The sequence below is a fragment of the Ruegeria sp. AF8 genome, assembly GCF_056541825.1.
Genome location: NZ_JBQFYW010000029.1, coordinates 17,843 through 32,412, shown reverse-complemented (window position 1 = coordinate 32,412; position 14,570 = coordinate 17,843). Strand labels below are relative to the sequence as shown.

Annotated in this window: 15 protein-coding genes and 2 tRNA genes; 12 read left to right on the top strand and 5 right to left on the bottom strand. The window is 53.8% G+C overall.

Annotated features, from left to right (window positions below):
* Positions 1–863, top strand: an 863-nt coding sequence (locus ACR0AO_RS23515; RefSeq protein ID WP_480609048.1) for a biotin/lipoyl-containing protein, incomplete at its 5' end; no start/stop codon positions are given.
* A gap of 72 nt (positions 864–935) precedes the next feature.
* Here the strand turns inward: ACR0AO_RS23515 and ACR0AO_RS23510 are convergent.
* Positions 936–2,417 carry a hypothetical protein gene (locus tag ACR0AO_RS23510; RefSeq protein ID WP_480609046.1) on the bottom strand — a complete coding sequence of 494 codons (1,482 nt, stop codon included), beginning with the start codon at positions 2,415–2,417 and terminating at the stop codon, positions 936–938.
* A gap of 288 nt (positions 2,418–2,705) precedes the next feature.
* Entirely contained in the window at positions 2,706–3,683 is a 978-nt protein-coding gene (locus tag ACR0AO_RS23505; RefSeq protein ID WP_480609043.1) for a hypothetical protein, read from the bottom strand.
* A gap of 712 nt (positions 3,684–4,395) precedes the next feature.
* Between ACR0AO_RS23505 and ACR0AO_RS23500 the strand changes: the two genes are divergently transcribed.
* A tRNA-Arg gene (locus ACR0AO_RS23500) sits at positions 4,396–4,472 on the top strand.
* Between the two features lie 548 nt (positions 4,473–5,020).
* Positions 5,021–5,269: a helix-turn-helix domain-containing protein gene (locus tag ACR0AO_RS23495; protein WP_480609041.1), complete on the top strand. Its 249-nt coding sequence runs from the start codon at positions 5,021–5,023 to the stop codon at positions 5,267–5,269.
* Between the two features lie 160 nt (positions 5,270–5,429).
* Here ACR0AO_RS23495 and ACR0AO_RS23490 read toward each other — a convergent pair whose 3' ends face one another.
* Both ACR0AO_RS23490 and ACR0AO_RS23485 read right to left on the bottom strand, forming a co-directional pair.
* On the bottom strand, positions 5,430–5,636 hold the full coding sequence (locus ACR0AO_RS23490) for a hypothetical protein (RefSeq protein ID WP_480609039.1): 207 nt from the start codon (positions 5,634–5,636) through the stop codon (positions 5,430–5,432).
* 259 nt (positions 5,637–5,895) lie between these two features.
* Complete coding sequence (locus tag ACR0AO_RS23485) at positions 5,896–6,216, bottom strand: hypothetical protein (RefSeq protein WP_480609036.1); 321 nt, start codon at positions 6,214–6,216, stop codon at positions 5,896–5,898.
* A 119-nt stretch (positions 6,217–6,335) separates the two neighbouring features.
* On the opposite strand from ACR0AO_RS23485, the gene ACR0AO_RS23480 reads away from it, so the two are divergent.
* The 5 genes from ACR0AO_RS23480 (at position 6,336) to ACR0AO_RS23460 (ending at position 9,473) form a co-directional block, all read left to right on the top strand.
* Entirely contained in the window at positions 6,336–6,560 is a 225-nt protein-coding gene (locus tag ACR0AO_RS23480; protein ID WP_480609034.1) for a hypothetical protein, read from the top strand.
* 411 nt (positions 6,561–6,971) lie between these two features.
* A tRNA-Ile gene (locus ACR0AO_RS23475) sits at positions 6,972–7,065 on the top strand.
* Between the two features lie 226 nt (positions 7,066–7,291).
* On the top strand, positions 7,292–7,783 hold the full coding sequence (locus ACR0AO_RS23470; RefSeq protein WP_480609032.1) for a hypothetical protein: 492 nt from the start codon (positions 7,292–7,294) through the stop codon (positions 7,781–7,783).
* A gap of 2 nt (positions 7,784–7,785) precedes the next feature.
* Complete coding sequence (locus ACR0AO_RS23465) at positions 7,786–9,084, top strand: AAA family ATPase (protein ID WP_480609031.1); 1,299 nt, start codon at positions 7,786–7,788, stop codon at positions 9,082–9,084.
* A gap of 80 nt (positions 9,085–9,164) precedes the next feature.
* Positions 9,165–9,473 (top strand): hypothetical protein, encoded by a 309-nt coding sequence (locus ACR0AO_RS23460; protein ID WP_480474846.1) that lies wholly within the window; start codon positions 9,165–9,167, stop codon positions 9,471–9,473.
* A gap of 358 nt (positions 9,474–9,831) precedes the next feature.
* Here ACR0AO_RS23460 and ACR0AO_RS23455 read toward each other — a convergent pair whose 3' ends face one another.
* On the bottom strand, positions 9,832–10,728 hold the full coding sequence (locus ACR0AO_RS23455; protein WP_480609029.1) for a LysR family transcriptional regulator: 897 nt from the start codon (positions 10,726–10,728) through the stop codon (positions 9,832–9,834).
* 104 nt (positions 10,729–10,832) lie between these two features.
* Between ACR0AO_RS23455 and ACR0AO_RS23450 the strand changes: the two genes are divergently transcribed.
* The 4 genes from ACR0AO_RS23450 to ACR0AO_RS23435 all read left to right on the top strand — a co-directional run bounded on the left by ACR0AO_RS23450 (position 10,833) and on the right by ACR0AO_RS23435 (position 14,560).
* Entirely contained in the window at positions 10,833–11,537 is a 705-nt protein-coding gene (locus ACR0AO_RS23450) for a VIT1/CCC1 transporter family protein (protein ID WP_480496493.1), read from the top strand.
* Positions 11,538–12,204: 667 nt separating this feature from the next.
* Complete coding sequence (locus ACR0AO_RS23445; RefSeq protein WP_480496489.1) at positions 12,205–12,774, top strand: hemerythrin domain-containing protein; 570 nt, start codon at positions 12,205–12,207, stop codon at positions 12,772–12,774.
* 85 nt (positions 12,775–12,859) lie between these two features.
* Positions 12,860–13,612, top strand: a complete 753-nt coding sequence (locus ACR0AO_RS23440) for a hypothetical protein (protein WP_480496487.1) — start codon at positions 12,860–12,862, stop codon at positions 13,610–13,612.
* Between the two features lie 219 nt (positions 13,613–13,831).
* Positions 13,832–14,560 carry a pirin family protein gene (locus ACR0AO_RS23435; RefSeq protein ID WP_480609027.1) on the top strand — a complete coding sequence of 243 codons (729 nt, stop codon included), beginning with the start codon at positions 13,832–13,834 and terminating at the stop codon, positions 14,558–14,560.
* The last annotated feature ends 10 nt before the right edge of the window (positions 14,561–14,570 follow it).

Sequence of the window (14,570 nt, the reverse complement as noted above, 5' to 3'; positions counted from 1 at the left end):
TGTATGCCGATGTGAACCGGATGTTCGGCGATATCGTCAAGGTGACGCCGTCGTCGAAAGTGGTCGGCGACATGGCGCTGATGATGGTCAGCCAGGGCCTGACCCGCGCTCAGGTCGAGGACCCGAAAACCGATGTGGCTTTCCCCGATTCCGTCATCGACATGATGCGGGGCAATCTGGGCCAGCCTCCGGGCGGGTTCCCGGACACGATCATCAGGAAGGTTCTCAAGGACGAGGTGCCAAACACCCAGCGCCCTGGCAAGAACGTCGAATCCGTCGATCTGGAAGCGACCCGCGCCGAGCTGTCCAAACAGCTTGAGGGCAAGGAGGTCGATGATGAGGACCTGAACGGATACCTGATGTATCCCAAGGTTTTCCTGGATTACATGGGCCGCCACCGGACCTATGGCCCGGTCCGCACCCTGCCCACGCGCACCTTCTTCTATGGCATGGAGCCGGGTGAAGAGATCACCGCCGAAATCGATCCCGGCAAGACGCTGGAAATCCGCTGTCAGGCCATTGGTGAGACGGATGAGAACGGCGAGGTCAAGGTCTTCTTTGAACTCAACGGCCAGCCGCGCGTCATCCGGGTGCCGAACCGTCTGGTGAAATCCTCCACCGCGCAGCGCCCCAAGGCCGAGGCAGGCAACGCCAATCACGTCGGCGCACCGATGCCCGGTGTCGTGGCGACCATCGCCGTCTCAGCCGGTCAGGAAGTCAAGGAAGGCGACATGCTGCTGACCATCGAGGCGATGAAGATGGAAACCGGCATCCATGCCGAACGCGACGCCACGGTCAAGGCCGTCCACATCCAGCCCGGCGGACAGATCGACGCAAAAGACCTGCTGATCGAACTGGAGTAAGAAACGGGCGGCCCTCAACGGCCGCCCGGCACACTCGAACCGCCGCCGCTGTCACGCGGCGGCGGTTTCATTTCAGTCCAGCAGCAGGCCGTTCAGCTCTTTCCTGGCTTCCCTGGACAGATCGTCACCACCGGGCAGGCCCGACAGTGTTTCCTCGGAATGCGCCTTGGCCTCTTTCACCTCATGGCGTGCCTCGATGACATCTTCCTTGGCGTCATAGGCGGCATCCTTGGCGTAATCGACATTGTCCTCGGCCTTGCCAACCGCATCCTGGGCATCCTGAACGGCGGCGTCATAGGCCTCTTGCGAGTCGAACTGTTCGTCGATTTCCTCCTGCGACAGGGACTCCAGATCGTTCAGGTGATCTTCGGCATCCGCCAGATCGCTGCGGGCGTTATCGAGATCCATCAGCGCGTCACGAAAATCTTCCTTGCTTTCGATGAAATCGCGTTTGGCGTCACGCAGATCGAACAGCGAGTCGCGATAGACCGATATCCGCCCCACCATGCTGTTAGGGCTGGCATTCGCAAATGCCTGCGGGCTGGCATGGGCCGCGTTCAGCCCCTTGAGCTCGGACGCGATCTTGCCGTGCTTGTTGGGATGGTCGTATTCATGGTCATAGCTGTACTTGTCATGATAGCCATACTTGTCGTGATAGCCGTACTTGTCGCGATAGCCGTACTTGTCGCGATAACCATAGCTGTCCGGGTAATCGTATTTGCCGACGTAATCGAAACGGTCATATTGGCTGAAATAGTCGTGCCGGCGTTCGCGGTCGTATTTGTCGTGATGATCATACGAGTCGTCATCGTAGTGATCATAATCGTCATCATCGTCATACCGGTCGTGGTAGCTGTATTTGCTCCGGTATTCGTACTCGTGATGCTTGCGCGAGTAATAGCCGTGCTTGTTGGTGTAATCGTAGGTTTCAGGATACTCGTATCTGTTCAGGTGATCGTATTTTTCGTATCGGGCCTGATATTCCGTCGCCAGGGCGGTTGTCGCCAGAGACGCTTTTGCGACGCTGCGTGCCGCATAGTTTTTCGAACTCTTGCGCGACCCGCTGTACGATTTGGTCTTTGACCGCCCGCGCGCCTTCGTTCCGCCGAAGAGATCCGACATCGCCTGGGCAAAACCACCTTTCCGGCTGCCCTTGCCGCCACTCTTTCCACGGGCTTTTGACCTGGAGCCGTTGAAACCGGCAAACACGTCCCTTTTACCTTTGGAACCTCCTTTTCCAAAGCCGCTCTTGCCTGCGGTTTTGGAGCGGTCGCCGCGGGCGCTTTTGTCCTTGCCGCCTATGCCGTGGGCGCCCTTGCCTTTGCCACTGCTGTCATGACCGCCCTTGCCGTGGCCGCCCTTTCCGGCACCGTGGCCACCTTTGTCGCTACCTTTGCCACCGCCTTTACCGCCTCCTTTGCCGCCGCCATCGCCACCTCCCTTGCCGTTCTTGGCCATGGCAATATCGGGAATGGCAATACCGGCTGCAAATCCCAAGGCTCCCGCCAACATCAGCGACGTAGCCGTGACGCGCAACGCATAACCGAGTTTCATAATCCTTCCCCCACAAGTACATAGACCCCGATCCCGCCAGCGCACCTGTCCAAAATTGACCGTGAAAGGGTGCAAAGCGCTCGAAACCTGACTGGTTTCGAGCATACCTCAGTTTCGGTTTGAGACCAAACTTGCACGGATGAAGGGATGGCCTGCGCGTGGTTGCGACCGGCCGTCTGCCCCGGCCCCCACGCCCGGATGCGCGCGAGGCAAAAAAGGAAACGGGCGGCCAAAGCCGCCCGGTCCAAGTTTCCATCAATCACCAGTGGTGACGAAGCGGCTTTGCAATCAATCGGTTAGCATCCCGTTCAATTCCGCAATCGCCTCGTCCGACAGATCCTCGCCACCGGGAAGACCGGCCAGAGTTTCCTCGGAAACTTCCTGTGCCTCGCTCACCGCGTCCTCGGCATCCGCAACATCGGTTTCCGCGTCCCCTATGGCGGTTTCGGCATCTGTAACACCGGTTTCCGCGTCGCTCACCGCGCTTTGCGCATCGGCCACCGCATCGTTATAGGCGTCCTCCGATTCGAACTGTGCTTCCTTCTCTTCCTGCGAGAGGCTTTCGAGATCGGCCAGATCCTGCTGCGCATCGGCCAAAGCGTTTTCGGCGTCTGTCAGACCGTTCACCGCATCGCTCAAAGCGGTATTGGCTTCGGCCAACGCATCTTCGGCTTCGGCGACATCGGCCAGCGTATCACGATAACCCGCCAGACGCCCCACCATGCTGTTGGGCGACGCATTGGCAAAAGCCTGGGCGCTGGCATGTGCCGCGTTCAAACCCTTGAGTTCAGAGGTGATCTTGCCATGCGAATTGGGCGCCACTTCCGACTTGGCCGCTTTGGCGACGCTTTTCGTAGAACGGCTTTTGGCCTGCGTGCTGGATTTCGTCTTGGATTTGCCGCCAAACAGACCCGAAATCGAGTCGGCCAATCCCTTGCCGATGCCATTCCCATTGCCTTTACCTTTGCCGCCACCCAGCCCGGCAAAACCACTTTTGCCGTGGCCCTTGGTTCCGCCAAAGCCACCCTTGTTGTCACCAGACCCACCTTTCCCGGCTTGCCCACCTCCATGGTCGCCGCCCTTGCCGCCACCATTGCCGCCACCGTTACCACCGCCATTGCCGCCGCCGTTACCACCGCCATTGCCGCCACCGTTACCACCTTTGGCATAGGCCGCATCTGGCGCAACTACCGCCGCGGCAAATCCAACCGCTCCGGCGAGCATGAATGTGGTGGCTGCGACGCGAACCACTGACTTGAGCTTCATTAACCAGTCTCCTCTGATCTCCTGTGCCCGGTAGGTATGTCCGCTCCGCGAAAAAGCTTTACTGGCCACACGCTGAAATGCTTCGGGTAAAACAAGTAACGAGAAAATGTGGCAAAAGCGCGCCAAACATCCGCCATATTTTCGCCCCGGCGGAATCCCGCTTGAGGGGAAAAATCCACTCTCGTTGATTTCTAACTTTGATTCATGAAATGTAATTTATTTCAATCGTTTAAGACTGATTGCCGCGCTTCCAATCTCTCTGGAAGGGTTTGGCCCCCGGACCCTGTGATGGGCAAGCCAGGGGCAGTGTGCCGACAAAGGTCGGCCGCTTCTGAATGCAACATTTGGCACGAACGCAAAGAAACTAGCGATGCCACAGAAATCTCATCCAGAAGACACATGGTCTGCCGACAGAGCAGGATTTGGAGCGTTTCGGAGCGGTCTTCCGGAAGTTGCGGGAAACCTGTCATCTTTACTGGAGATCGAGCCACAGGGCCGTTGCATATCGGCCATTTTCGGCTTTTAACGCCCATTTCATAGTAGTAATAGGAATGCGTGGCCCGGTAGCTCAACTGGATAGAGCACCAATAACCACCTAAATTCCACCAATTCCTGCAATCTGTTGATTAATAAAGATAAGTTTTTGGTGTGCTCACCAAGTGAATACCAAGTTGACTTATTTGATGGCATTGTCCAATAACAGTTAAACTGCGCCCACGTAATTCAACTGGATAGAATATCCGACTTCTAATCGGGCTGTTGGGGGTTCGAGTCCTCCCGTGGGCGCCACTTAACTATTTCTCCGTTCTTAAGGTTGTATGTGTACGCAGTTTCGTAAGTGGGTAAAAAGCTGGACGGCGAACGCCAGTTTACTTGCTGTTGTGTTCCGGATTGCATTTTGAACACTGAGTCGATTTTTCAACGGTATGTCTCAAACAGCTTGCGCAAATGACTAAAGAACTGACCTTGCTGAACTCGGTAAGAACGCGCAGTTTGTTGAAACCAAATTTGGTCTTCCTCTAACACCTTAAAGTGCAACTGACCGGTATATGGTGACCGTTGTCGCCCATTGTTCGCCTTAGGTCTTAGCGGATCAAAATACACTTGCGGCGATGGCGCTGACTGATCTCTTTTATCCTGTCGATCTTTAAGTCGGACTTCTAAAGCGTCAAGTATTTGATCTAGCTGTTCATTTGAAAATTGCTCGCCACCCGCCATTGTTTGATCTCACCTTGCCTCTACCGTTTCTCCAACATTGGGTCTTGTATGGTAAAAAGTAGAAAATTCATAGTATACTTCGTGGACGAAACACACATCTTGCGCGATTTCTCGCTACTATGGAGCAATCGCGCATAAACACCTTCTTGACGGCGTTTGCTGAAGTGCTGCGACGCGAGAGACGATCTAGGCAATTGACCCAGCAAGAGCTCGCCAGAAAGGCCAGTAAAAGTGTGCGATACATATCAATGCTGGAAACAAGTCGACATCAGCCAACTCTAGAATCGCTGAAGCTCCTTAGTGACGCGCTCGACCTAAGCGTCAGCTGTCTGCTTAAGAAGGTGGAAGATGAAGCGGCAAAAAAGTGAGCGATGTCGGGAATGGGCACTGCAAGTCCAAACTCAAAGTGGTTTTGACGTCTGCCTGGGCGGTCAACGATCAAAGTCATCATGAATTTCTAGATGCTTTGCGCCAGCGCATCCAATTTGAATGGGCCCACTCAATCACCGTCTTCTCATTGGATATGACCTAGTTCCCTTCCCGCAGCTCGTTTCCGGCGTTGCCGTTTTCCCGAGTTGCCAACTCGGCGATTTTTCGAACCAGATACCAAACGCTGCTTCGGCGCGTGTGACTCTTGATCCAGCCGGCCACATCCTTGGCCGGGATATCGAGATGCGGTGCTTCGTCTTCGAATACTCTGACCTTGTAGTCAGAGATGTCTGCCAGCTCGGACATGTTTCCTGTACAATCACCATCAACTCCATTCGAACCTCGACGCGCTCACCTCGCGGAAGTAGGCGAATATGGTCATCACTAGTCGCCCCGCTTTAGAAATAGGCCCATCGCATTTACGCCGGTGACGAAGGCGAGCCGCCCACTATGTAGAGCGCTAGACTGCCAACGTCACGGCCCATGATCCGGTGAAAGAGAGGGTGACTTTGATTGGGCAAACAGAAATGGTCGTCGTCACCAAAATGGACCAGTGCAACTGCGTTTAGGACTCCCATGCACACAACGTGGCCCCGCCATTTTGCCAGCAAGCACCGTCGCGGTACAGCGTACCCAGATTATGGTTGGCTTTGCTTTCGCGATCACTCCACATCGCAGTCCCGATGCCAGCATCATCAAGATAGAAGTACACGAATGCTAGCCCGTCGTCTTCGTCTGCGACAAAGAAGTCACCGCCGCCCATTGGATCGAAGATGCAGGGACCTTGCATCTCGATGACGCCGTCAATTTCCAGGTAGCAGATTTCTGCGCTGGCGACCGTGCTTGTAAGAAGAAAGGTAACTGCGGAAGCAATGGTGTTTTTCAAATCTAATGTCCCTAAAAATGCTCGTTTCTCCCGCTAGCTGTACTCAGAATCTGACCAAATTTTGGCTGCTGGTACGCAATAACCATCCCCACTCAAGATCTCTGTGGTAGAATGAGCGAATGGAGCCTGATCAGATCATTTCAATTGTCGCCGTCGGCATCAGTGTATTTGGTTTAGCAGCATGTTGGCTGGCATGGCAAAGTCTGCCCGAAGAGCCGAAAGCGGCGACAGACGAAGAGATTGAAAAAGTATTTTTAGATAAGATCAAGACCCGAGCAATTTTTGTTGATGACATCGAATATCAGAAAAGGATTCGGAAGGAATTCTCCGATAAAGACGAATGACTTTTTCATCTTCTTTGTGATGGAGGATCCTCAAGCCATCCAAACCTTGGGGAGCACGCTCGTTTTCATTGTTCCAATCTTATTCCTGAGACCGTGGAACCGACGAATGCTAATCGCATCCAACGTTTTCAAGGCCTTTTCCGTGACGCCGCAAATACGAACTATGTGGGCATCAGGATCGGTCGATTCTTCACTAAGGGAAGTCACGGAAGCTCGTATCAAATTTGCAGCCCCGTAACATGCCGAGAAAAATAGTTAATTATCTCAATTGACTGCGCATCATTTTACATGACGCTTCAGTTTCCATCTTGACGCAGGCGCAGGAATTGGACCAGCCTTAGCGCATGTCAAACGCACGCATCATCTGCCACCGAATATCGACCTGAGGTCGATAGCCCACGCGAAACCCGTGGGAGGCAGCATTGGTATGCGGGCGGGGCTTATACCCCTGTGATAGCTCCAGATTAGAGTGCACGAGTCGGTTCGATTCCGACGCCTCCTACCATTTTCAAAGGAGGAATTTCTTGTGCGGGAAAGTAAGACTCAGCATGAATTAAGTTGGCTTCCTAGAAGCGTTGCCCTCTATCAAGACACCCTGGAATTCAAACAGCACCTGCGCGCAGCGGGACCAAGTCTCTGGTGGTCCAAGTTCCGAGACTTGGTTGCGGACGCAATCTGTGAATACAGGGTCAAGTTGCCCCTGCGTCACCGTCAAGAAACGGGAGGCAGGTATGTCAGTGATTGATTGGGATGACATCCATAACAGCGTCGTCAGCGAGCTTGGAAAGGAGTTCCAGGGCTGGATCCGGATCGTCGAAGAAGCGCTTGAGCGCGTCAAGAAGCGCGCGATTGAGCAAAAAAAGCCTGCCCCAGAGGTTCATCAGATCAAGCAAAAATTTGGCGAGCTGCGTATCTACTACAGCCGCGAGAACACCGACGGCTACCAGGATTCGGACATTGTGGCCGCGATCACTGAGGCAAATCGTTGTTGCCAGTGGTGCGGAAACAGCTGTCGAACGCAGATCATCGATGCCTGGATCGTCAACATGTGCTGCTGGTGCATGCACCGCATGGCGGACAACACCGGCAAGTCGAAGCCCAAGTTCAACACCCAACACCTGCCGGACGATCCACTCCGGTGTCAGAGCTGTGGCTATGTCGGGCAGATTGCCTGGAAGGCAACCGGTCATCGGTGTCCGTGTTGCGTCTCCAAAGGACTGTAGAAATGGTGCTCAAGAAACGGAAATGGGAAGACGCTGAAGTCAGACGGCTCTCGGGGTTCGACTGGGAGTTCCAGGACGTTGTGCGCCGCGTTGTCGAAGTTGTTGGAGACAAGCGTGAATGGGACGAACTCAAGGCGCGCATTATCGATCACCAGTCCGCCCTAGACGCGTTTAAGGTGATCAAATGCCGAGGTGCTGAAGCAGTATGCTATGCCGACACGGACGATCCAGATTGGCGCCAAACCGAAATCGACAAGCTGAAATCAGACGATCCGATCCCGACATCTTTCGCGGCATATGCAATCAACCAGATGCCCAGCATGGATGTCTGGCACCAGGTCGCTGGATTACTTGTCAAAAACTACCAGACGAAGTTGGCAGAGGATCGTGAGTCTGGAGAAGATCCCGATAAGCTCGACGCGGGTTACCTCATCGGCCAAAGCGACTTTGACTACCTGCCGCGCAATCTCAAAAACGAAATGCCAAAACACATCCGGGAGTTGGTTGAATGGAGTGGCCAGTTCGCGCGCCTCAAAGTTCCGGATCACCTTGAGAAAGTTCGCTTGCTGACAACAAATTTCCCACACTGCAAGCGGGCCGTCGACGGTATTGTTCACGACATCGAATTGAATTGGGGCATGGGATCAGATGTCATCCGGTTCCGACCGACGCTTTTGGTTGGTTCTCCTGGTATCGGCAAAACCAAGTTTTCGAGGGAGCTTTGCAAGACACTTGGGCTATACGCCCAGTCTGCCAATGTGGGCGGTATTTCGGAAAATCATCTGTTCGGTTTGTCCGCGGGGTGGCATAGCGCTCATCCGGGCATTGTAACCCAGGCTGTCGCTTCGGCACGCGTTTTAAACCCTGTCATTATCCTGGACGAGATTGACAAGACCCATTCCGGCAGAAACGGGGATATCCAGGGTGAACTCCTGGGGCTGTTGGAGCCCGAAGAAGCCAGGCGTTACCGGGAAAAATACCTGACCACCGAAGTCGATGCATCACATGTGAACTGGATCTTCACCGCAAACGTGCTGAACAAGATCTCGGCGCCGCTGCGGAGCCGTTGCAAGGTCTATGAGATCCCGCAACCGACGCAGGAGCAGGTGCCTGCCATCATCAACAGTCTCGTCGGTGGATATGCGGCGGACCACGGTCTCAGGCGGGAGTTCTTCTCGCTTGATATCGGCGAGGTCGAAGCACTGGCTGACACGTACAAGGTGCATAAATCCATCCGCATTCTGGGGCGTCTGGTACACGGATACCTCCATGAGAAATCGATAGAACTGCCGTCTGCATGATCCGCGCGGCGAGGAAGCAATTCAAAGTGCTCTCCCGGCAAAACCGAACGAGAGCACATCAGAATAATAAGGATAAACCTATGACGTCATCAAAGCCCGATACGGTAACCAAACCTCTCCAGTTCATGGTCTCGGAGGAAATATTCGAGCATTTTGGCGCACTGGCCGTCCAGTTTGCAGGCCATGGGAAAGGAGCCAAAACCGCTCTCTTTCTCGAACTAATCGCCTTCTATGAACGCACCCCGACGAGCGAAACGGCAAAAGTGGCTGAACTCGAAGGCGAGCTTCGTGAAGCCAGGGTGCAAGAGGAAGAACTGGCGGCGGAACTGGAACGAATGGTCCGTCGGCAAAATGCGTTACTGGATCTGCTCGCAGAGCAAAGTGTGTGAGGAATACCGGGCTATCGTCGTGTATTGAATGAAAGTCTACAGAGCGCATCAAATCTTACGCTGCACTCTCCAAGATCTATGCCCACTTTTCAGCCCGAAGCGAACCTTCAAAATCCGACTTTGCAATTCTCGTGTTGCGGACAATCCGGGCCTTCGCAGCCCTTACTCCGATGTTTGCTTTCAGAATCTGGCTCAAAGTGGCGGGGTCATCGTGGCCCCAAGAACTGCCTGTGGACACAATCTTACTCGACGGTAGTGGTGCGGCCCGTGGCGACACGAGGGAACTGCTATATCGAATTGGTTGCCCAAAGTGGACGGCGCAACGGATTTGCACACTCATCGAGCAGAACTAGGCGTTTCAAGCAACTTCGCGACACGCTTCCAGCACATATTGCCGTACTGCGGCAACAGCTGGCGTTGAGAGCCGGGCGGCCCGGCATAGTAGCGACAGCTTCACCTGATCGGTTTTCCAATTTGGTAATAGTTCGATCAGCTCACCTTTGTCCAACTCAGCCCTAACCGTCAAAGTCGGCAGTAAAGCAACCCCGCTTCCGAGCTTTGCTGCTGCATGGGCCAGTTCCATCGTATTCGTTCGTAGCTGAACTTCTGGCGAAATGGTCCGGAAACGCCCACGTTGATCTTTGAACGTCCATTCGGGGTTTTCATGTTGCCGTAGAACGCATGGGACCTTCTCCAAATCCGTTGGATGTTCAATTGAGGGCATTTGCTCCAAAAACTGTGGGCTTGCACAAACAACCCTATCAGCCATACGCAGCACAGATGCGACGTGTTTTCCCTTTCCGGGAACGCCAGTTCGGAACGACAGGTCGATATCTTCAGCTGAAAAGTCGGTGCGTGCATCATCTGCAAAAAGTTCAATTTCAATATCCGGATAACGCGCGAGGAGACCTGAAAGCATCGGCATAAGCACTGTGCACAGCAAAGTATTGGGTCCTGAGATCGCGACCCGCCCTGATATTTTGTCGGTATGCATCAAGCCAAGCTGTGCTTCCGCCTCAGCGGCGGCATCTACGGGATCTACACATACTTCAAAGATTCTTCGTCCGGCAGCTGTGGGTGAGACTGAGCGCCCGGATCGGTCTAGGAGTTCCAGACCTAATTCAGCTTCAAAAAGTGATAGTTTCTGACTGATTGCAGACTTGGTCGTTTTCAACTCTATGGCCGCAGCACTGATTGATCCAGCACGGATGGTTGCAACAAGTGCGCGTGCGCAAGAATAGAATCTATCGTTCATTTTTACGAACCTCTGTTCAAGTATACATCGTTTTTCCGAACATAAGACCTGTCTATATTCCCATGCATCCAATGATCAAGTGAAGCCATAGGAAACGGCCAGCCATGGGTAGTACAAATCAGAACTCCGAAGGTTCCGTGACAAACCGATTGAACTGGCTTCGGGCCGGCGTATTGGGTTCCAACGACGGGATCATTTCAACTGCCGGTCTTGTCGTAGGTGTCGCAGCCGCTACAACCAACCTCGGAGAGATTGCCACGGCAGGCGTGGCTGGGCTCATCGCGGGCGCCGTTTCCATGGCGCTTGGGGAGTATGTTTCAGTCAGCACTCAGCGCGATAGTGAGCACTCGCTGATTTCCATCAAGAGACGAGCACTCACTGAAGATCCTGGCGAACAAAAGCTGGGGCTCATCAAAATTCTTCAGCAGCGCGGGTTGAGCGAACGCACATCGACCGCAGTCGCCGTGGAGTTGAATGAGAGTGATGAGCTTCGGGCCCTGTTGAGTCTGGAGTATGGGATTGATCAGGAAGAAGTGGCAAACCCTTGGGTTGCTGCTGGGTCTTCCGCAGTTGCCTTTTCAGCTGGTGCGCTGCTTCCCCTTATCGCAATCCTTCTACCGCCTGAAACATGGCGTATACCGGTGACTTTTGTTGCGGTTTTGATCGGGTTGATGCTGACGGGTGCATTGAGCGCGTACTTGGGTAAGTCAAGCATGAGAACCGCAATCGTGCGCCTGGTGGTCGGCGGTGCGCTGGCGATGGCCGCGACCTTTGGGATCGGACAACTGCTCGGGACGACCGTGAGTTGATTTCGAACGCTACGAGTTAGCCATTCCCGTGAAACCACCAGCCCCAACCAGGAAAACCGGAGCGCTTTGATGCACGCCAAGACAGAAACCCTCCCGCAAAATAACAATGAAAACACTGGCATACCCACCACTCTGGCAGTCACGTCCCATGTACCCCTTGACCGGCAAGACGAGTACGAAAGGTTGGTTGCAGAGTTGCATGACCTCCTCAAATCACATGGCAGCCTTCTGTCTGCCGACACAGTGCGCCACCTTCTTCCCCATCAGGTCGAATACACAATCCTTCTAAGATTTAAGGGGACTCCGACCAGCTCACATTGGAAGGAAGATCCGAAGATTGCGAGGAAATTGGCGCAAATTGATGGTCTCACCGGGGGCGCGGCCAGCATATCAGAAGCAGCCGGAATAGGGATTTGGGTGAATCACAAGCCAGGCAAGCCGCCGTCTCTGGCACCCTATTGGAAGCGAGTGATCCTAAGCGTTTGTGTTGTCTACCCAACCCTGATGCTCGTGCTCGCCATTGGGCCATTTCTGTTTGGTTGGCTCCCGGCGACGCTCCAAACATTGGCGTCGGTTACCTTGCTGTCCGCTTCACTCACCTGGCCGTTGATGCCTTGGGCAAGCAGGTTTGCACAACCCTGGCTGGCTCGATAGCAAGGAGCGAGTAATGTTAAACTACGATATGCCTGGCTATCACGTTGCAACGCGAGAGTGCTTGCCACCTGATATCCAGAAGACTCTATTGGAGAGCAGCAGGTCGGAATGGGAAAACCATCCCCGCTTTCGCGGAACGGCCAGCATGTTGTTGGGCAATCATCGCAAATTGCTAAATGGATCAAGCCAACTTGTTACGGCCATCCAGCAGTTAATGGACGTTCCTGCAAGCGACATCACCAGTGCCGCTGCGTGCAATGGGCTAATTCAGTTCACAGACGGGCTTGTTGCCTTTGCCCACCATCATCACGAGATTGAGGATCACGTATATTTTCCTCAAATCGTGCAGGTCTATCCAACGCTTCAACGCGGATTGGAACTGCTTGATGGCGACCACAAGGTTCTCGACTTGGCCCTCGATGAGACCCAGAACGCGCTTTCAACCTTGAAAGGTGCTGATGTCGTCAACCGTGACACCCTGTCAGGGCTACTTGACGGAGCGGGGTCGCTCAAGAAAATCCTGGACCGCCATATCTGGGACGAGGAAGAGATAGTCACGCCCGTGTTTCTTCGACATGGTTAGGCGTGGCATCCTGAACACCGGCCGCACGGGCGCGTCTGTTCTTGTACGATGGGCTCGCTGTGTTGGGCCTGCTTGGGCTTCCTTGTTGGCTTTCCTGGCCTGGGTCTGTGGCGCCCAGGCACAGAGCAAATCTGTCACCGAGTTTCAGTTCCATTTCGGTGACGGTTACAAGCTGGGTAGTAACTCAAGCCTCGCCAGCGGGTTCGCTGAAACCACAAAACGGCTAGGTGTGACCGTTGATCACGTCACTGTAGGACAAGTTGGCGATATCTATTTCTTTATCAATGCATTTCATGACATGGAGCCGGGTTCCGGCAAAAGAAATGACTATTACGGTGAGTTCTACGCCAATCTAAGTGGGCGTAACTTTGGTTTGTCGTTCGGAGAAAATGCGGCGGTACGCGACTTGTCTTTTGGTCTTGGACTAAACCGTGGATCTGTGACCACTGCTATTCTTGCGGGTCCCAGATTGAGTTTTAATGCCAAAGGTTTCCGCGTGCTGACTCTGGCCGCATTTGCATACGACAGGGTGAGGGACTCTCTGGGTCGCGAATTGGACACGACTTATCAGATCACGTTAGCCTGGGACGCCCCCTTTGAAATCGGCGGGCAAAGATTCTCCACAAAGGGATTTGTAGATTTTATCGGACCACAAGGAGCTGGGGTAATTCGGCAGATCAACTTTTCTCCCGAACTGCGATGGGATGTCGGCCATGCCATGGGTGGCCCACCGGATACGCATACGCTTGGACTGAAGTACACATTCTACAAGAACAAGTTCGGAATTGATGGCGTGGAGGAAAACTCCCTTTCCTTGTTCTACGCGATCAAATTCTGAGTTTCCTGACCCCTAGTTGAAGGGCTGGATTGTCAACGGGCAGGCCTGCCATCTGGCCAGCCCCGGATCCTGGGCCGCCATTCCTGGTTTGGTTCCAACGTAAACGCCATCAATACCAGTTACCGTTCACAATTACGAACGAATGTTCTAACAGATTGTATTTTTTTGAACGCTCCGCGCCCCTATCTTTTACTCAACAAAATGATCAAGGGGCCTACCATGCCTACGGACATTCTCTACCACCCCGCCAATACACGTGAGTTCAAGGACTTTGGGTTTATGCAAGCCCATCTTTCGTTCAAGCCTCATCTCGATGCAACTCGTCACAGCTTTGGACCGTTGATCACGATTGACGATGGAACACTTGCCCCTGCGGCCAAGGGGTTTGGCCTTCATCCGCACAAAGATGTCGAAGTTGTCACCTTCATGGTTGATGGGGAAGTTCAGCATATCGATCCGGCAGAACCTGAACATACCGGGATCCTTGCCGCCAAAGGCATCCAGGTCATCACCGCTGGAACTGGTATCATTCACAATGAGATCAATAATTCCGACAACGATCCCATGCGTGCCTTGCAAATCTGGTTTCGGCCCAGGGCCAAAAACCTGGCTCCCGCATACTCGAAAAAGGCGCTGAGTTCAGCAAGCCACGCGGATCAGTTTGAACTGGTTCTGGCTCCGGATGGTGCAAACCAAGCGCTCGTGGCCCAACAGGATGCATGGTTGAGCTATGGGTCCTTCACACGTGAGCAGAGTGTCACATATCGGCCCAAAACAACCGGCAACGGCGTTTATGTTTTTGTGATCAACGGTTCAGCAAACGGCGCAGATCAGAAGCTTGGAAAAGGCGATGGGCTGGCACTGCGCAACGTCAACTCTGTTGAAATCTCAATCGACGACAAAGCCGAATTATTGGTGTTCGACTTTGCTGCATCCACATTCAGCTAAGGACCGGATC